The 15341-nt window shown below is 66.1% G+C and carries 27 protein-coding genes; all 27 read right to left on the bottom strand.

Annotated elements, in window-relative coordinates; genetic code table 11:
• Positions 1-36 precede the first annotated feature (36 nt).
• The 27 genes from infA to ACSYGO_RS27545 all read right to left on the bottom strand — a co-directional run bounded on the left by infA (position 37) and on the right by ACSYGO_RS27545 (position 15332).
• Entirely contained in the window at positions 37-258 is a 222-nt protein-coding gene (gene infA, locus ACSYGO_RS27675; RefSeq protein ID WP_003948620.1) for a translation initiation factor IF-1, read from the bottom strand.
• A gap of 211 nt (positions 259-469) precedes the next feature.
• Positions 470-1306, bottom strand: a complete 837-nt coding sequence (gene map, locus ACSYGO_RS27670) for a type I methionyl aminopeptidase (protein ID WP_426677480.1) — start codon at positions 1304-1306, stop codon at positions 470-472.
• Positions 1307-1545: 239 nt separating this feature from the next.
• Positions 1546-2202, bottom strand: coding sequence for an adenylate kinase (locus ACSYGO_RS27665; RefSeq protein WP_028805753.1), 657 nt, complete (start codon positions 2200-2202; stop codon positions 1546-1548).
• Positions 2202-3515: a preprotein translocase subunit SecY gene (gene secY / locus ACSYGO_RS27660; protein ID WP_426677481.1), complete on the bottom strand. Its 1314-nt coding sequence runs from the start codon at positions 3513-3515 to the stop codon at positions 2202-2204. Before secY ends, ACSYGO_RS27665 begins: the two co-directional genes overlap by 1 nt.
• A gap of 245 nt (positions 3516-3760) precedes the next feature.
• Positions 3761-4216 (bottom strand): 50S ribosomal protein L15, encoded by a 456-nt coding sequence (rplO, locus tag ACSYGO_RS27655; RefSeq protein WP_003974249.1) that lies wholly within the window; start codon positions 4214-4216, stop codon positions 3761-3763.
• Between the two features lie 2 nt (positions 4217-4218).
• The gene (rpmD, locus tag ACSYGO_RS27650; protein WP_003974250.1) at positions 4219-4401 is read right to left on the bottom strand and encodes a 50S ribosomal protein L30; all 183 of its coding nucleotides are present in this window, start codon (positions 4399-4401) and stop codon (positions 4219-4221) included.
• Positions 4401-5006, bottom strand: coding sequence for a 30S ribosomal protein S5 (rpsE, locus tag ACSYGO_RS27645; protein WP_006376045.1), 606 nt, complete (start codon positions 5004-5006; stop codon positions 4401-4403). The genes rpmD and rpsE overlap by 1 nt, the downstream gene beginning before the upstream one ends.
• Positions 5007-5044: 38 nt before the next feature.
• Complete coding sequence (gene rplR, locus ACSYGO_RS27640; protein WP_095936049.1) at positions 5045-5428, bottom strand: 50S ribosomal protein L18; 384 nt, start codon at positions 5426-5428, stop codon at positions 5045-5047.
• A gap of 3 nt (positions 5429-5431) precedes the next feature.
• Positions 5432-5971 carry a 50S ribosomal protein L6 gene (gene rplF, locus ACSYGO_RS27635; protein WP_095936048.1) on the bottom strand — a complete coding sequence of 180 codons (540 nt, stop codon included), beginning with the start codon at positions 5969-5971 and terminating at the stop codon, positions 5432-5434.
• A gap of 24 nt (positions 5972-5995) precedes the next feature.
• Positions 5996-6394 (bottom strand): 30S ribosomal protein S8, encoded by a 399-nt coding sequence (gene rpsH / locus ACSYGO_RS27630; protein ID WP_014674378.1) that lies wholly within the window; start codon positions 6392-6394, stop codon positions 5996-5998.
• Positions 6395-6606: 212 nt separating this feature from the next.
• Positions 6607-6792: a type Z 30S ribosomal protein S14 gene (locus tag ACSYGO_RS27625; RefSeq protein WP_003948630.1), complete on the bottom strand. Its 186-nt coding sequence runs from the start codon at positions 6790-6792 to the stop codon at positions 6607-6609.
• A 5-nt stretch (positions 6793-6797) separates the two neighbouring features.
• Entirely contained in the window at positions 6798-7355 is a 558-nt protein-coding gene (rplE, locus tag ACSYGO_RS27620; RefSeq protein WP_095936047.1) for a 50S ribosomal protein L5, read from the bottom strand.
• The gene (gene rplX, locus ACSYGO_RS27615) at positions 7355-7678 is read right to left on the bottom strand and encodes a 50S ribosomal protein L24 (protein ID WP_053674523.1); all 324 of its coding nucleotides are present in this window, start codon (positions 7676-7678) and stop codon (positions 7355-7357) included. The genes rplE and rplX overlap by 1 nt, the downstream gene beginning before the upstream one ends.
• A 2-nt stretch (positions 7679-7680) precedes the next feature.
• Entirely contained in the window at positions 7681-8049 is a 369-nt protein-coding gene (gene rplN, locus ACSYGO_RS27610; RefSeq protein WP_003998823.1) for a 50S ribosomal protein L14, read from the bottom strand.
• Between the two features lie 104 nt (positions 8050-8153).
• A complete protein-coding gene (gene rpsQ / locus ACSYGO_RS27605; protein ID WP_095936046.1) occupies positions 8154-8438 on the bottom strand; it encodes a 30S ribosomal protein S17 in 285 nt (94 codons plus the stop codon).
• Positions 8438-8662, bottom strand: coding sequence for a 50S ribosomal protein L29 (rpmC, locus tag ACSYGO_RS27600; RefSeq protein WP_003998824.1), 225 nt, complete (start codon positions 8660-8662; stop codon positions 8438-8440). Before rpmC ends, rpsQ begins: the two co-directional genes overlap by 1 nt.
• Positions 8662-9081, bottom strand: coding sequence for a 50S ribosomal protein L16 (gene rplP / locus ACSYGO_RS27595; RefSeq protein WP_028805743.1), 420 nt, complete (start codon positions 9079-9081; stop codon positions 8662-8664). The genes rpmC and rplP overlap by 1 nt, the downstream gene beginning before the upstream one ends.
• A gap of 5 nt (positions 9082-9086) precedes the next feature.
• Positions 9087-9920, bottom strand: coding sequence for a 30S ribosomal protein S3 (rpsC, locus tag ACSYGO_RS27590; RefSeq protein WP_028805742.1), 834 nt, complete (start codon positions 9918-9920; stop codon positions 9087-9089).
• Positions 9920-10267 (bottom strand): 50S ribosomal protein L22, encoded by a 348-nt coding sequence (gene rplV, locus ACSYGO_RS27585; protein WP_003974262.1) that lies wholly within the window; start codon positions 10265-10267, stop codon positions 9920-9922. The genes rpsC and rplV overlap by 1 nt, the downstream gene beginning before the upstream one ends.
• A gap of 42 nt (positions 10268-10309) precedes the next feature.
• The gene (rpsS, locus tag ACSYGO_RS27580; protein ID WP_005481224.1) at positions 10310-10591 is read right to left on the bottom strand and encodes a 30S ribosomal protein S19; all 282 of its coding nucleotides are present in this window, start codon (positions 10589-10591) and stop codon (positions 10310-10312) included.
• 12 nt (positions 10592-10603) lie between these two features.
• The gene (rplB, locus tag ACSYGO_RS27575) at positions 10604-11440 is read right to left on the bottom strand and encodes a 50S ribosomal protein L2 (protein WP_028805741.1); all 837 of its coding nucleotides are present in this window, start codon (positions 11438-11440) and stop codon (positions 10604-10606) included.
• A gap of 39 nt (positions 11441-11479) precedes the next feature.
• Positions 11480-11896, bottom strand: a complete 417-nt coding sequence (gene rplW, locus ACSYGO_RS27570) for a 50S ribosomal protein L23 (RefSeq protein ID WP_095936045.1) — start codon at positions 11894-11896, stop codon at positions 11480-11482.
• Complete coding sequence (rplD, locus tag ACSYGO_RS27565) at positions 11896-12549, bottom strand: 50S ribosomal protein L4 (RefSeq protein ID WP_426677482.1); 654 nt, start codon at positions 12547-12549, stop codon at positions 11896-11898. Before rplD ends, rplW begins: the two co-directional genes overlap by 1 nt.
• 8 nt (positions 12550-12557) lie before the next feature.
• A complete protein-coding gene (gene rplC / locus ACSYGO_RS27560; RefSeq protein ID WP_095936043.1) occupies positions 12558-13202 on the bottom strand; it encodes a 50S ribosomal protein L3 in 645 nt (214 codons plus the stop codon).
• Positions 13203-13219: 17 nt separating this feature from the next.
• A complete protein-coding gene (gene rpsJ / locus ACSYGO_RS27555; protein WP_003948644.1) occupies positions 13220-13528 on the bottom strand; it encodes a 30S ribosomal protein S10 in 309 nt (102 codons plus the stop codon).
• A 445-nt stretch (positions 13529-13973) separates the two neighbouring features.
• Complete coding sequence (locus ACSYGO_RS27550) at positions 13974-14831, bottom strand: SUKH-3 domain-containing protein (RefSeq protein WP_460388023.1); 858 nt, start codon at positions 14829-14831, stop codon at positions 13974-13976.
• A gap of 144 nt (positions 14832-14975) precedes the next feature.
• Positions 14976-15332 (bottom strand): hypothetical protein, encoded by a 357-nt coding sequence (locus tag ACSYGO_RS27545; protein ID WP_426677484.1) that lies wholly within the window; start codon positions 15330-15332, stop codon positions 14976-14978.
• Between the last annotated feature and the right edge of the window lie 9 nt (positions 15333-15341).

The raw sequence follows: 15341 nt of genomic DNA, 5'->3' as shown, positions 1-15341 counted from the left end.
GCGCCCCGGAACGGGAACACGGAGCAAAGGCAAGATCTACTTGTACCGGTAGACGATCCGGCCACGCGTCAGGTCGTACGGAGACAGCTCCACCACGACCCGGTCGTCAGGGAGGATGCGGATGTAGTGCATACGCATCTTGCCGCTGATGTGTGCCAGGACCTGGTGGCCGTTCTGGAGCTCGACCTTGAACATGGCGTTCGGAAGAGACTCGACGACAGTGCCCTCGATCTCGATGGCACCTTGCTTCTTGGCCACGCTTCGCCCTTCGAATCGACTACCTTGATCGGCTCCCCGCGGGTGCATGCAGGCATGCGGGTGCACGGGAGCCGACGAGTCAGTCTACGTCAGTGGTCTCGGAAAGACGAATCGAGAAAGAATGCCCAGCTGGGGAGATCTTTAAGCCAGCGGGTGAAAGCGACGGCGCGACCGGCGGGGCCGCGCGCCGTCGGGACGGGTCCCGCGCCGATCAGGCGAGCGGGTCCGGGGCGGCGGTGACGCCGTACTCGGCCAGCTTGGCCTTGCCCCCGTCCGGGGCGGTGAGGACCAGCGGGCCCTGCTCCGTCAGCGCGACGGAGTGCTCCCAGTGCGAGGACCATGTGCCGTCCGTCGTGATGACGGTCCATTCGTCCTCGAGGACCTCGGTCTTCGGCGTGCCGAGCGACACCATCGGCTCGATGGCGAGGCAGAGACCGGGGACCAGCTTGGGGCCCTTGCCGCGCCGGCGCTCGACATAGTTGAGCAGGTGCGGGTCCATGTGCATCTCGGTGCCGATGCCGTGGCCGCCGTAGTCCTCGATGATCCCGTAGCGGCCGCCGCCGGGCTTGGGCTGACGGCGGATGTATGTCTCGATGGCGCGGGAGACGTCCACGAGGCGGTTGCCCTGCTTCATCGCCGCGATGCCCGCCCACATCGACTCCTCGGTCACCCGGGAGAGCTCGACCAGTTCCGGGGCGTGACCGCTGCCGACGAACGCCGTGAACGCGGCGTCGCCGTGCCAGCCGTCCACGATCGCGCCGGCGTCGATGGAGATGATGTCGCCGTCCTTCAGGACGGTCTTCTCGTCCGGGATGCCGTGGACGACGACCTCGTTGGCCGAGGTGCAGATCGTCGCGGGGAAGCCGCCGTACCCGAGGAAGTTCGACTTCGCCCCGTGCTCGGCGAGCACCTTGCGGGCCACCTCGTCGAGGTCCTTGGTGGTGGCGCCGGGCACGGCCGCCTCACGGGTGGCCGCATGAATGGCGGCGACGACCAGCCCCGCCTCGCGCATCTTGGCGATCTGCTCGGGGGTCTTGATCTGCACCATGGCGGCTGCGGCCTTTCTGACCGGAGAGTACGGACGCTTCAGCTTCAACGATACGGGGCGGTTGCGGCGCGGCCGGCGCCGGAGGGGCAGGCCTGTGCGCCGACGCGGGACTCGGGCTCTTGCCGGATCGGGGGCGCTCCGCCGACGCGGGGGCTGCTCTCACGCCTCGGCCGCGACACCCTCTCAGGATGCCGCGGCCGAAGTGACGTGCCGGCTGTGCGTTCCCGCGTCCCGCGGTACTACGCGGCCTCGCGGGCCAGGGCCTCCATCGCGCGCCCCGTGACCTCTTCCACCTTGCCGAGCGCGGAGATCGTGACGACCAGGCCCTGGGCCTTGTAGTAGTCGATGATCGGCTCGGTCTGCGTGTGGTAGACCTCGAGGCGCTTGCGGACGGTCTCCTCGGAGTCGTCGTCCCGCTGGTACAGCTCGCCGCCGCAGACGTCGCAGACGCCTTCCTTCTTCGGCTGCTTGTACGTGACGTGGAAGACGTGCGCCGAGTCGTTGCGGCAGATGCGGCGGCCGGCGATGCGCTTGACCACCTCGTCCTCGGGGACCTCCAGGTCCAGAACCGCGTCCAGCTTCATGCCCTCGGACTGCAGCATCTCGTCCAGCGCCTCGGCCTGCGAGACGTTGCGCGGGAAGCCGTCCAGGAGGAAGCCGTTCTCCGCGTCGGGCTGCTCCATGCGGTCCTTGGCCATCGCGATGGTGACCTCGTCGGGTACCAGCTCGCCCTTGTCCATGTAGGACTTCGCCAGTTTGCCCAGTTCCGTCTGCCGGCTGATGTTGGCGCGGAACAGGTCGCCCGTGGAGATGTGCGGGATCGACAGGTTCTTGGCGAGGAACGCAGCCTGCGTTCCCTTGCCGGCACCGGGCGGCCCGACGAGGACGATTCGCATCAGCGGAGGAACCCTTCGTAATTGCGCTGCTGAAGCTGGCTCTCGATCTGCTTCACCGTCTCGAGACCGACACCCACGATGATCAGGATGCTGGTACCACCGAACGGGAAGTTCTGGCTTGCCCCGAAGCCAACCAACGCCATCGTCGGTACGAGAGCGATCAGACCCAGATACAGCGAACCCGGCCAGGTGATCCGGTTGAGCACGTAGCTGAGGTACTCAGCGGTCGGTCGGCCAGCCCGGATACCCGGGATGAAGCCACCATACTTCTTCATGTTGTCCGCGACTTCCTCGGGGTTGAACGAGATCGCCACGTAGAAGAACGCGAAGAAAACGATCAGAAGGAAGTACATAGTGATGTAAATCGGGTGGTCGCCCTTGGTCAGGTTCTGCGTGATCCAGGTTTTCCAGCCCGAGTCACTCTTGGAGAACTGCGCAATCAGGGCGGGAATGTAGAGCAGCGACGACGCGAAGATGACAGGAATCACACCCGCCTGATTCACCTTCAACGGGATGTAGGTGGACGTACCACCGTAGGAACGGCGGCCGATCATGCGCTTCGCGTACTGGACCGGAATGCGGCGCTGAGCCTGCTCGACGAAGACGACCAGGCCGACCATGACGAGACCGACCAGGATCACGGTGCCGAACTCGATCCAGCCGTCGGCCAGCGAGCCCTGCTCCTTGATGGCCCACAGCGCGGACGGGAACGTCGCGGCGATCGAGATGAACATCAGGATCGACATGCCGTTGCCGATGCCACGGTCGGTGACGAGCTCACCGAGCCACATGACGACGGCCGTACCGGCGGTCATGGTGACGACCATGGTGATGGTCGTGAAGATCGACTGGTCCGGCACGATCTGGTTGGCCACCGGGCAGCCGCTGAACAGGGCGCCACTGCGTGCGGTCGCGACCAGGCCGGTGCCCTGGAGGATGGCGAGGGCCACCGTCAGGTAACGGGTGTACTGCGTGATCTTCGCGGTGCCGGCCTGGCCCTCCTTCTTGAGGGCTTCGAGGCGCGGGATCACCACCGTCAGCAGCTGCAGAATGATGCTCGCCGTGATGTACGGCATGATGCCGAGCGCGAAGATCGTGATCTGCAGCAGCGCGCCACCACTGAACATGTTGACCAGGCCGAACAGACCCTGGTTGCCCTTGGCCACGTCGATACAGGTCTGGACGTTCTTGTAGTCGACGCCCGGGATCGGGATGTGGGTACCGACGCGGTAGACCACGATGATGCCGAGCGTGAAGAGCAGCTTCTTGCGCAGGTCGGGCGTCCTGAACGCCCGGGCGAACGCGGTGAGCACGGTGCCTCCTGCGACCCCCGCGCTACTGCGTCAGAGGTGACGGTCTTGAGGTTCGACGGATTACTGACAGCTAACCAACAGTCAAAGGCCGTCCGGAGTTCCCCAAGGGCCACGCCGGACGAAAATCAACAGTGCAGGCCACCTTACCGGCGACACTGCCCCCCTTGGAACGACCAACCGGGGATGCCCCTTTTGTGGGGCATCCCCGGTCGGGATCGCTCAAGTCATCGAGACGCCTGATGAATTCAGACGAGCTCGGTGACGGTACCGCCGGCGGCGGTGATCTTCTCCTTGGCGGAGCCGGAGACGGCGTCGACCGTCACCTGCAGCGCCACGGAGATCTCGCCCTGGCCGAGGACCTTGACGAGGCTGTTCTTGCGAACGGCACCCTTGGCGACGAGACCCTCGACGGTGACCTCGCCACCCTCCGGGTACAGCGCGGCCAGCTTGTCGAGGTTCACGACCTGGAACTCGGTCTTGAACGGGTTCTTGAAGCCCTTCAGCTTCGGGAGACGCATGTGGAGGGGCATCTGCCCACCCTCGAAGCGCTCCGGAACCTGGTAGCGGGCCTTCGTGCCCTTGGTACCACGACCGGCCGTCTTACCCTTCGACGCCTCACCACGACCCACACGGGTCTTGGCGGTCTTGGCGCCGGGGGCGGGACGGAGGTTGTGGATCTTGAGCGGGTTGTTCTCCGCCATGATCAGTCGACCTCCTCGACCGTCACGAGGTGGCGGACGGTGTGCACCATGCCGCGGAACTCGGGGCGGTCCTCCTTGACGACCTGCGTGTTGATGCCCTTGAGACCAAGGGAGCGCAGGGTGTCACGGTGGTTCTGCTTGCTGCCGATGTACGACTTCACCTGCGTGATCTTGAGCTGCGCCATTACGCACCAGCCCCGGCACGCGCACGGAGAAGAGCCGCGGGGGCGACGTCCTCGAGGGGCAGACCACGGCGAGCCGCGATCTCCTCGGGACGCTGCAGGCCCTTGAGGGCCGCCACGGTGGCGTGCACGATGTTGATCGCGTTCGAAGAACCGAGCGACTTCGACAGGATGTCGTGAACGCCGGCGCACTCGAGCACTGCACGCACGGGACCACCGGCGATAACGCCGGTACCGGGGGAAGCAGGCTTGAGCAGGACGACGCCCGCGGCCTTCTCGCCCGTGATCGGGTGCGGGATGGTGCCCTGGATACGGGGGACCTTGAAGAAGTGCTTCTTGGCCTCTTCAACACCCTTGGCGATCGCGGCCGGCACCTCCTTGGCCTTGCCGTAACCGACACCGACGGTGCCGTCACCATCGCCCACCACGACCAGCGCGGTGAAGCTGAAGCGACGACCACCCTTCACAACCTTGGCGACGCGGTTGATCGCGACAACGCGCTCAACGTACGCGGTCTTCTCGGCGGCAGCAGCGCCGCCGTCACGGCCCTTCCGGTCCCGCCGCTCGCCGCCACCGGCACCGCTTCCACGGCGCTGGGGTCCAGCCATTGGATTACCTCTCTCTTTCCGCTAGCTACGGAAGCGGCTCAGAACTTGAGCCCGGCTTCGCGGGCGGCGTCCGCCAGGGCGGCGATGCGCCCGGCGTACTGGTTTCCACCACGGTCGAATACGACAGTCTCGACACCGGCGGCCTTGGCACGCTCGGCGACCAGGGCGCCGACCGACTTGGCCTGCGCCGACTTGTCGCCCTCGCCACCACGGATCGTGGTGTCCAGGGTCGACGCCGACGCGAGGGTGTGACCCTGCACGTCGTCGATGACCTGGGCCACGATGTGGCGGTTGGAGCGCGTCACGACCAGGCGCGGACGCTCAGCCGTACCCGAGATGTGCTTACGGATCCGGATGTGACGACGCTTGATGGCAGCACGCTTGTAAGCGTCGCCCTTAGCAATCTTGACACCGTATGCCATGGCTTACTTACCCGCCTTTCCGACCTTGCGGCGGATGACTTCGCCTTCGTACTTGACGCCCTTGGCCTTGTACGGGTCGGGCTTGCGCAGCTTGCGGATGTTGGCCGCAACCTCGCCGACCTTCTGCTTGTCGATGCCCTCGACCGAGAAACGGGTGGGGGCCTCCACCTTGAAGGTGATGCCCTCGGGGGCCTCGACGGTGATCGGGTGGCTGTAGCCGAGCGAGAACTCCAGGTTGGAGCCCTTGGCGACAACGCGGTAACCGACACCGCTGATCTCGAGCTTCTTCACGTAACCCTGGGTCACGCCGGTGATCATGTTCGCCACCAGCGTGCGGGACAGGCCGTGGAGGGCCTTGTTCTGACGCTCGTCGTTCGGGCGGGTGACGTTCAGGACGCCGTCCTCACCCTTAGCGATCTCGATCGGCGACGCGACGGTGTGGGTGAGGTTGCCCTTGGGGCCCTTCACCTGGACCGTGCGGCCGTCGATGGTGACGTCCACGCCGGCGGGAACCGTGATGGGGAGCTTGCCAATGCGCGACATAGCTGTTTCCTCCGTTCCCTTCCGCTACCAGACGTAGGCGAGAACTTCTCCGCCTACGCCCTTCTTGCCGGCCTGCTTGTCGGTGAGGAGCCCGTGAGACGTGGAGATGATCGCCACGCCGAGGCCGCCGAGCACCTTCGGCAGGTTGGTGGACTTCGCGTAAACCCGGAGACCGGGCTTGGAGATCCGCTTGATGCCCGCGATGGAGCGCTCACGGTTGGGGCCGAACTTCAGCTCCAGGACGAGGTTCTTGCCGACCTCGGCGTCCTCGACCTTCCAGCCCGTGATGAAGCCCTCCTGCTGGAGGATCTCCGCGATGTGCGACTTGATCTTGCTGTGCGGCATCGACACCGAGTCGTGGTATGCCGAGTTCGCGTTACGCAGACGCGTAAGCATGTCTGCGATCGGATCAGTCATGGTCATGAATTGGCCTTCGGCCTCTCTCGCCGGGGTTTCCTGTATGCGCCATCCCTCTCCCCACTCATGGGCGGGACGGGTGCGGCGCGGGGACCTACGGCGTAGTAAGTCGTACGGGCGTCAGGGCGCCCAACCCTCCTAGCCTAAGCCATGGAGGGATGGGCCCCTGACAGTGCCCTTTGCTTACCGAGAGCCTTGGGAATCCCGAATTACCGGGACTACCAGGAGCTCTTGGTCACGCCCGGCAGCTCGCCACGGTGAGCCATCTCACGAAGGCACACGCGGCACAGGCCGAACTTGCGGTACACGGAGTGCGGGCGGCCGCAGCGCTGGCAGCGGGTGTAGCCACGCACACCGAACTTGGGCTTACGAGCAGCCTTGGCAATCAGAGCCTTCTTCGCCATCTCGCTTACGCCTCCTTGAAGGGGAAGCCGAGGTGACGGAGAAGGGCACGGCCCTCAGCGTCGTTGGCCGCCGTGGTCACCACGGTGATGTCCATGCCCCGGGTACGGTCGATCTTGTCCTGGTCGATCTCGTGGAACATGACCTGCTCCGTGAGACCGAAGGTGTAGTTGCCACGGCCGTCGAACTGCTTGGGGGACAGGCCGCGGAAGTCGCGGATGCGCGGCAGCGCGAGCGACAGGGTGCGGTCCAGGAACTCCCACATGCGGTCGCCACGGAGCGTGACGTGGGCACCGATCGGCTGACCCTCACGCAGCTTGAACTGCGCGATGGACTTGCGGGCCTTGGTGACGGCCGGCTTCTGACCGGTGATCGTGGTGAGGTCACGGATGGCGCCCTCGATCAGCTTGGAGTCGCGGGCGGCGTCGCCCACACCCATGTTGACCACGATCTTGACGAGGCCGGGAACCTGCATGACGTTCTCGTACGAGAACTCCTCACGCAGCTTGCCCGCGATCTCCTCGCGGTACTTCGTCTTGAGACGCGGAGTGGTGGTGGTAGCCATCAGATGTCCTCACCCGTCCGCTTGGCAACGCGGATCTTGTTGCCCTCGTCGTCGAAGCGGTAACCGACGCGCGTGACGACCTTGTTGCCGTCCTTCTCCACGACGAGCTGAACGTTGCTCACGTGAATCGGGGCCTCGGTGGTCACGATGCCGCCGGCCTGCGAACCGCGAGCGGTGGGGCCGGCCTTCGTGTGCTTCTTGACCCGGTTGACACCCTCGACCAGGACGCGCTCGTCGCGCGGGTAAGCGGCAATGACCTTGCCCTGCTTGCCCTTGTCCTTACCGGTGATGACCTGGACCAGGTCGCCCTTCTTGATCTTCATGCTTACAGCACCTCCGGCGCGAGCGAGATGATCTTCATGAACTTCTTCTCGCGCAGCTCACGGCCGACGGGGCCGAAGATACGGGTGCCGCGAGGGTCGCCGTCGTTCTTCAGAATGACGGCGGCGTTCTCGTCGAAGCGGATGTACGAGCCGTCCGGACGGCGGCGCTCCTTGACGGTGCGAACGATGACCGCCTTGACGACGTCACCCTTCTTCACGTTGCCACCGGGGATCGCGTCCTTGACGGTGGCGACGATGACGTCACCGATGCCCGCGTAGCGGCGACCGGAGCCACCGAGCACACGGATGCAAAGGATCTCCTTCGCACCAGTGTTGTCGGCGACACGCAGTCGCGACTCCTGCTGGATCACGTCTATCTCCTGATTGTCTGCCGGTTCCCGGCAGGGGCCGCCCGCATGGACGGGCCCCTGCCGAGCCTGGCGGAACTGTTCCTAGGGGGTCCCCCTAGGAGGGATTACTTGGCCTTCTCGAGAATCTCGACGACGCGCCAGCGCTTCGTCGCGGACAGCGGCCGGGTCTCCATGAGGAGGACGCGGTCGCCGACGCCCGCAGCGTTCTGCTCGTCGTGGGCCTTGAGCTTGTTCGTACGGCGGATGACCTTGCCGTACAGCGCGTGCTTGACGCGGTCCTCGACGGCGACGACGACGGTCTTGTCCATCTTGTCGCTGACGACCAGACCCTCACGGGTCTTGCGGAAACCGCGCTCGGTCTTCTGCTCAGTCACGTTGCTCTCGCTCATCAGGCGCTCTCCACCGTCTCGATGCCCAGCTCGCGCTCACGCATCAGGGTGTAGATCCGCGCGATGTCCTTACGGACGGCCTTGAGCCGACCGTGGTTCTCGAGCTGACCGGTCGCCGCCTGGAAGCGGAGGTTGAACAGCTCTTCCTTGGCTTCGCGAAGCTTCGCAAGAAGCTCCTCGTCACCCAGTTCGCGCAGCTCGGACGCCTTGGTACCGGCCGACATCACGCTTCACCTGCCTCGCGCTTGACGATCCGGCACTTCATCGGCAGCTTGTGGGCTGCGCGAGTCAGGGCCTCACGGGCGATCTTCTCGTTGGGGTAGGACAGCTCGAACATGACCCGGCCCGGGTGCACGTTCGCGACCCACCACTCGGGGGAACCCTTACCGGAACCCATGCGGGTCTCGGCGGGCTTCTTCGTCAGCGGGCGGTCCGGGTAGATGTTGATCCAGACCTTGCCGCCACGCTTGATGTGGCGGGTCATCGCGATACGAGCCGCCTCGATCTGGCGGTTGGTCACGTACGCCGGCGTGAGGGCCTGGATGCCGTACTCGCCGAACGCAACCTGCGTACCGCCCTTGGCCTGACCACGGCGCTTCGGGTGGTGCTGCTTGCGGTGCTTGACCCTACGGGGGATCAGCATGTCGGTCAGGCCTCCGTTCCGGTGCTCTCAGCCGGAGCAGCGGCGGTCGCCTCGGCCTTGGGGGCCTCGGCGGCGGGAGCCTGCTGCTGCGGCTTGCGGCCGCGACCGCCACGCTCGCCACCACGGCCACCACGGCCGGCCGGGCGGTCGTTGCCACCACGGGCCGGGCGGTTGCCGGCGCGGGCAGCGGCGTTCTCGGCGCGGACCTCGGCGATGTTCTTGACGTCGCCCTTGTAGATCCAGACCTTCACGCCGATGCGGCCGAAGGTCGTCTTGGCCTCGAAGAAGCCGTAGTCGACGTTCGCGCGGAGCGTGTGCAGGGGCACACGGCCCTCGCGGTAGAACTCCGAGCGGGACATCTCGGCGCCACCGAGGCGGCCACCGCACTGGATCTTGATGCCCTTGGCGCCCGCCTTCATCGCCGACTGCATGCTCTTGCGCATGGCGCGGCGGAAGGAGACGCGGGAGGAGAGCTGCTCGGCAACGGCCTGGGCAACCAGCTGAGCGTCGGTCTCGGGGTTCTTGACCTCGAGGATGTTCAGCTGGACCTGCTTGCCCGTGAGCTTCTCGAGGTCGCCGCGGATGCGGTCGGCCTCGGCGCCACGGCGGCCGATGACGATGCCCGGACGAGCGGTGTGGATGTCCACACGCACGCGGTCACGGGTGCGCTCGATCTCAACCTTCGAGATGCCGGCGCGCTCCATGCCGGACGTCATCATCCGACGGATGGCGACGTCTTCCTTGACGTAGTCCTTGTACAGCTTGTCGGCGTACCAACGCGACTTGAAGTCGGTCGTGACACCGAGCCGGAACCCATGCGGGTTAACCTTCTGGCCCATTACCGGGTTCCTTCCTTGCTGCTGACGACCACGGTGATGTGGCTGGTCCGCTTGCGGATCCGGTAGGCGCGGCCCTGGGCGCGCGGACGGAACCGCTTCAGGGTCGGGCCCTCGTCGACGTACGCCTCGGAGATGAAGAGGCTGTCGGCGTCGGTGTGGTCGTAGTTGTGCGCGGCGTTGGCGATGGCGCTGTCAAGCACCTTGCCGACCGGCACGCTCGCGGCCTGCGGGGCGAAACGCAGGACCGCCTGAGCCTCCGTGGCATCCATGCCACGGATAAGGTCCACCACGCGGCGGGCCTTCATGGGCGTGACGCGGATGTACCGCGCCTGGGCCCTGGCTTCCATGGTTGTCCTTCCAGTGTCTGTCATGGTCATTCCACCCCGCTGTTAGCGGCGCTTCGACTTCCGGTCGTCCTTGACGTGACCCCGGAAGGTGCGCGTCGGCGAGAACTCGCCGAGCTTGTGGCCGACCATCGACTCGGTGACAAACACCGGAATGTGGGTCTTGCCGTTGTGCACCGCGATCGTGTGGCCGAGCATGGCCGGGATGATCATCGAGCGACGGGACCAGGTCTTGATGACGTTCTTGGTGCCGGCTTCGTTCTGTACGTCCACCTTCTTGATCAGGTGGTCGTCGACGAAGGGCCCCTTCTTGAGACTGCGCGGCATCTAAACCCGCTCCTAGCGCTTCTTGTTCGTCTTGCGGCGGCGGACGATGTACTTGTTCGAAGCCTTCTTCGGCGAACGAGTACGACCCTCCTTCTGACCCCACGGGGAGACCGGGTGGCGACCACCGGAGGTCTTGCCCTCACCACCACCGTGCGGGTGGTCAACCGGGTTCATCGCCACACCGCGGACGGTCGGGCGAACGCCCAGCCAGCGCTTGCGGCCGGCCTTACCCCAGTTGATGTTGCTCTGCTCGGCGTTGCCGACCTCACCGACGGTGGCGCGGCAGCGCACGTCGACCAGGCGGATCTCACCGGACGGCATGCGGAGGTGAGCCATCTGGCCCTCCTTCGCGAGCAGCTGCACGGAGGCACCGGCGGAGCGGGCGAACTTGGCACCGCCACCGGGACGGAGCTCGATCGCGTGGATCGTGGTACCGACCGGGATGTTGCGGAGGGCCAGGTTGTTGCCCGGCTTGATGTCGGCCCCGGGACCGTTCTCGACGCGGTCACCCTGCGACAGGTTGCGGGGGGCGAGGATGTAGCGCTTCTCGCCGTCCGCGTAGTGAAGCAGCGCGATGCGCGCGGTGCGGTTGGGGTCGTACTCGATGTGCGCGACCTTCGCCGGCACGCCGTCCTTGTCGTGACGACGGAAGTCGATCACGCGGTAGGCGCGCTTGTGTCCGCCACCCTGGTGGCGAACGGTCACACGACCGGCGTTGTTACGGCCGCCCTTGCTGTGCAGCGGGCGGACCAGCGACTTCTCCGGCGTGGACCGCGTGACCTCGACGAAGTCGGCGACGCTGGAGCCACGACGGCCCGGCGTAGTCGGCTTGTACTTGCGGATTCCCATTTCTCAGTCCTCGTCCGATATTCGGACCAGGGCGCTCCGTTAGGAGGCCTGGCCGAAGATGTCGATACGGTCGCCCTCAGCGAGGGTCACGATCGCGCGCTTGCTGTCCGCACGCTTGCCGAAGCCGGTGCGGGTGCGCTTGCGCTTGCCCTGACGGTTGATCGTGTTGACCCCGGTGACCTTGACCGAGAAGACCGCCTGGACGGCCTCCTTGATCTGGGTCTTGTTGGCCCGCGGGTCGACGATGAAGGTGTACTTGCCCTCGTCGAGCAGCGCGTAGCTCTTCTCCGAGACGACCGGCTTGAGGAGCACGTCACGGGGGTCCGTGAAGGACTTGCTCAGCGGGGTCTCGACGGTGTTCTTGCCCTCGGTGGCGTGGCGCTTCGCCTTGGCGACGCGCGCAGCCTTCGCGGCCTTGGCGGCCTTCGAGGCGATGCTCGGGTGACGCGTAGCCATCAGGCTTCGCTCCCTTCGGTGTCAGCGGCCTTGGGGCCAGACACGAAGGACTCGAAAGCGGCCTGGGTGAAGACCACGTCGTCCGAGACGAGAACGTCGTACGTGTTCAGCTGGCCCGGCTCCAGGATGTGGACCTGGGGCAGGTTGCGGGCGGAGAGCAGCCCGGCCTCGTCGTTCCGCTCGATGACCAGGAGCACGTTCTTGCGCTCCGAGATCTTGCCGAGCAGGTTCTTCGCGGCCTTGGTGGAGATCTCGCCCTCGACCACGCCGGAGACGACGTGGATGCGGTTGTTGCGGGCCCGGTCGGTGAGGGCGTGGCGCAGGGCCGCGGCCTTCATCTTCTTCGGGGTCCGCTGCGAGTAGTCACGCGGCACGGGACCGTGCACGACGCCACCACCGGCGAACTGCGGCGCGCGGGTCGAACCCTGACGGGCGCGACCGGTGCCCTTCTGGCGGTACGGCTTCTTGCCGCCACCACGGACCTCGCCACGGGTCTTGGTCTTGTGCGTGCCCTGTCGGGCAGCGGCCAGCTGCGCGACGACGACCTGGTGGATCAGCGGAATGCTGACCTTCTCGACGTCGAAGATCTCCGCGGGGAGCTCGACCGTCCCGGTCTTGTCGCCTGCCGGCGAAAGGATGTCAACAGTGCTCATCGGTTACCTCAGGCCCCCTTGGCCGCGGTGCGGACCAGGACGAGGCCGCCGTTCGGACCGGGAACCGCGCCCTTGATGAGCAGCAGACCCTTCTCCGCGTCAACGGCGTGGACGGTCAGGTTCTGGGTGGTGACCCGCTCGTTGCCCATGCGACCCGCCATGCGGAGGCCCTTGAACACACGGCCCGGGGTGGCACAGCCACCGATGGAACCGGGAGAGCGGTGCTTGCGCTGGGTGCCGTGACCGGCGCCGAGGCCCTTGAAGTTGTGACGCTTCATGACACCGGCGAAGCCCTTGCCCTTGCTCTTGCCGGTCACGTCCACCTTGACGCCGGCCTCGAAGACCTCAGCGGAGATCTCCTGACCCAGCGTGTACTCGGAGGCGTCCGCGGTGCGGATCTCGACGAGGTGGCGGCGGGGGGTGACGTCGGCCTTGGCGAAGTGACCCTTGAGGGGCTTGTTCACCTTGCGCGGGTCGATCTCGCCGAAGGCGATCTGGACCGACTCGTAGCCGTCGGTGTCGTTCGTACGGACCTGGGTGACGACGTTGGGGCCGGCCTTGACGACGGTGACCGGAACAACACGGTTGTTCTCGTCCCACACCTGCGTCATGCCGAGCTTCTCGCCCAGGATGCCCTTGATCTGCTTAGCCATTCTCAGATCACCGACCCTTAGAGCTTGATCTCGATGTCGACACCGGCCGGAAGGTCGAGTCGCATCAGAGAGTCAACGGTCTTGGGCGTCGGGTCGAGGATGTCGATCAGGCGCTTGTGCGTGCGCATCTCGAAGTGCTCGCGCGAGTCCTTGTACTTGTGCGGCGACTTGATGACGCAGTACACGTTCTTCTCAGTGGGCAGCGGCACCGGGCCCGCGACCGACGCACCAGTGCGGGTCACCGTCTCGACGATCTTCTTCGCCGAGGAGTCGATGACCTCGTGGTCGTAGGCCTTGAGCCGGATGCGGATCTTCTGTCCCGCCATGGCTACTCAGTAGTCCTTTGTCTCGTAAAACGCTCTGGAACCCGGGGGTCCGCGTCCTGACCTCCGACCCACGCGGTCGGGCGTGTCGCGCTCCCACTGACAGGGATATCCACAAGGGATTTCCCTGCTCGGGACGCGGCTCAGCCCTGAAGGCAACCGCTGGACCGGGGGCTGAACACCCACCGGGCGCCTGGTCGGCACCCCGCTGACACTTCCCGGAAGATTCCCGTACGTCCGCCCCAGCGCTGCCTTCCGACAGTTGGAGCGACGAGTACTGTGGGACTCGCTTCCAGTCCTCCCGGCGGGAGGCGCGCAGCATCGGCACTCGACCGAGCAACCCCGCTAGTCTGCCATACACGACAGCGGGCTGGCCAATCGAGCCGGAGAGAATACCCCGAGCGTGACGCAGGTCAAACCCGGGGCTGATCTCCCGCTCGGCCCGTGATCAGCAGCCGGCTTCCGGACGAACCGGACTGGTGAGCCTTTCCAGGGCCTCGTCGGGTGTTGCGGCCCACAGCGAGACCGTGTCCATGCCCGTGTAGACCGCGCCGTCGTCCGCCATCGCCAGGTACCGGTTCCGGCGGTCGACCATGCCGAGGGGATAGAGATCGGCTCCGGCCTGCTCACCGAGGTCGTCGAGGATCTCGGCGTCCCACATGGCCTGGAGCGGGTCCAGCTGGAAGTCCATCCACGGCATGGTGTCCAAGGGTGCACGGGAGGGAATCCCGACGTGACCGAATTCAGCGAGGAACCGGCGCGCGGCATCGTGCATCTCGTACTCACCGGTCTCCAGCAGGATGCTTTCCCAGGTCGTCACCGGGATCGACCTGCCCTGAAACCAGCCGCCCGCCCGCAGCACGCGATCCGTCCGGACAGGCCATCGCAGCTCGGCCGCTGCGTCGTCGCTCTCCGTGGCGTCCGTGACATCGAGCCGCCGCCAGAACGCCTGGGCGCCCGGGGGCACCTCGACGGTCCCGGAGACGGTCCGAGCACCCTGCGCCGCGACCAGCCGGTCCAGTGCCTGATCCACGGTCTCGCCGAGCAGTTCCACTCGGTCCCCGGCAATGAAGAGGCGGCCGTCCTCGGCGATGCCCAGGCGACTGCTCCCTTCATCCGCCCTGCCCACGGGGTACAAGGTGGTGCCTGCTTCCCGGCTCATCCCGCCGTACTGCTCCTCCTCCCACTCGGCCTGGAGGGGGTCGAACCGTATGGCCGACCGGGTCGTGAGCGGATCGGCGGGCCACCCGTACGTCACCAGCCCGCCGAAGGCACGAAGGAAGCGTCGAGCGGCTTCATGGGGCACGAAGGCGCCGCGCCTCCCGCAGGATCCACTCCCACGTGTCCGTCGGCACAGCACGGTCGGGCCGCCACCCTGCCCGGCGAAGCACACCGTCGGTCTCCGAGGACCAGGACCAGGTCTGGTCGCTCCCCATTCACAACACCGCCCTCACGCCCAATTGATCAAGGACAGTTGACAGGGCGTGTCGTCGATGGCGTTTTCGGCGATGCTCTTGCGACCGAGACCTTCTGCCCGCAACGCGGCGTATAGCTCAGGCATCAACGCACCGTTGAGTCGGGCCGTGACACCAGCCGCGGTGAACGCGAACCCCCGCTGATCGCGATCCGGCAACTGCATCGCTCTGACAATGCGCGGTGCCCCATCCTCCAACGAACAGTTGAAAGCCAGCCCGATGGCAGCTGTACCGAGATGACCTTCGCCAAGCCCGAAAGCGGCATCCCCCTCGACACGGTCGTCCATGCTCACCAGACGTTCACCGGTTTCCCAGTCCCACTCGGATGCCATGGCCGTCCG

The sequence above is a fragment of the Streptomyces krungchingensis genome, from assembly GCF_054729265.1.
This window is presented reverse-complemented; position numbering and strand designations above follow the sequence as displayed.

Excerpts from the sequence above, each read along its gene's own strand:
- map (WP_426677480.1), bottom strand. The coding sequence starts at position 1,306 with ATGGTGCAGATCAAGACCCCCGAGCAGATCGCCAAGATGCGCGAGGCG.
- ACSYGO_RS27665 (WP_028805753.1), bottom strand. The coding sequence starts at position 2,202 with ATGCGAATCGTCCTCGTCGGGCCGCCCGGTGCCGGCAAGGGAACGCAG.
- rplO (WP_003974249.1), bottom strand. The coding sequence starts at position 4,216 with ATGGCGGAGAACAACCCGCTCAAGATCCACAACCTCCGTCCCGCCCCC.
- rpmD (WP_003974250.1), bottom strand. The coding sequence starts at position 4,401 with ATGGCGCAGCTCAAGATCACGCAGGTGAAGTCGTACATCGGCAGCAAG.
- rpsE (WP_006376045.1), bottom strand. The coding sequence starts at position 5,006 with ATGGCTGGACCCCAGCGCCGTGGAAGCGGTGCCGGTGGCGGCGAGCGG.
- rplR (WP_095936049.1), bottom strand. The coding sequence starts at position 5,428 with ATGGCATACGGTGTCAAGATTGCTAAGGGCGACGCTTACAAGCGTGCT.
- rplF (WP_095936048.1), bottom strand. The coding sequence starts at position 5,971 with ATGTCGCGCATTGGCAAGCTCCCCATCACGGTTCCCGCCGGCGTGGAC.
- rpsH (WP_014674378.1), bottom strand. The coding sequence starts at position 6,394 with ATGACCATGACTGATCCGATCGCAGACATGCTTACGCGTCTGCGTAAC.
- ACSYGO_RS27625 (WP_003948630.1), bottom strand. The coding sequence starts at position 6,792 with ATGGCGAAGAAGGCTCTGATTGCCAAGGCTGCTCGTAAGCCCAAGTTC.
- rplE (WP_095936047.1), bottom strand. The coding sequence starts at position 7,355 with ATGGCTACCACCACCACTCCGCGTCTCAAGACGAAGTACCGCGAGGAG.
- rplX (WP_053674523.1), bottom strand. The coding sequence starts at position 7,678 with ATGAAGATCAAGAAGGGCGACCTGGTCCAGGTCATCACCGGTAAGGAC.
- rpsQ (WP_095936046.1), bottom strand. The coding sequence starts at position 8,438 with ATGAGCGAGAGCAACGTGACTGAGCAGAAGACCGAGCGCGGTTTCCGC.
- rpmC (WP_003998824.1), bottom strand. The coding sequence starts at position 8,662 with ATGTCGGCCGGTACCAAGGCGTCCGAGCTGCGCGAACTGGGTGACGAG.
- rplP (WP_028805743.1), bottom strand. The coding sequence starts at position 9,081 with ATGCTGATCCCCCGTAGGGTCAAGCACCGCAAGCAGCACCACCCGAAG.
- rpsC (WP_028805742.1), bottom strand. The coding sequence starts at position 9,920 with ATGGGCCAGAAGGTTAACCCGCATGGGTTCCGGCTCGGTGTCACGACC.
- rplV (WP_003974262.1), bottom strand. The coding sequence starts at position 10,267 with ATGGAAGCCAGGGCCCAGGCGCGGTACATCCGCGTCACGCCCATGAAG.
- rpsS (WP_005481224.1), bottom strand. The coding sequence starts at position 10,591 with ATGCCGCGCAGTCTCAAGAAGGGGCCCTTCGTCGACGACCACCTGATC.
- rplB (WP_028805741.1), bottom strand. The coding sequence starts at position 11,440 with ATGGGAATCCGCAAGTACAAGCCGACTACGCCGGGCCGTCGTGGCTCC.
- rplW (WP_095936045.1), bottom strand. The coding sequence starts at position 11,896 with ATGGCTACGCGTCACCCGAGCATCGCCTCGAAGGCCGCCAAGGCCGCG.
- rplD (WP_426677482.1), bottom strand. The coding sequence starts at position 12,549 with ATGAGCACTGTTGACATCCTTTCGCCGGCAGGCGACAAGACCGGGACG.
- rplC (WP_095936043.1), bottom strand. The coding sequence starts at position 13,202 with ATGGCTAAGCAGATCAAGGGCATCCTGGGCGAGAAGCTCGGCATGACG.
- rpsJ (WP_003948644.1), bottom strand. The coding sequence starts at position 13,528 with ATGGCGGGACAGAAGATCCGCATCCGGCTCAAGGCCTACGACCACGAG.
- ACSYGO_RS27545 (WP_426677484.1), bottom strand. The coding sequence starts at position 15,332 with ATGGCATCCGAGTGGGACTGGGAAACCGGTGAACGTCTGGTGAGCATG.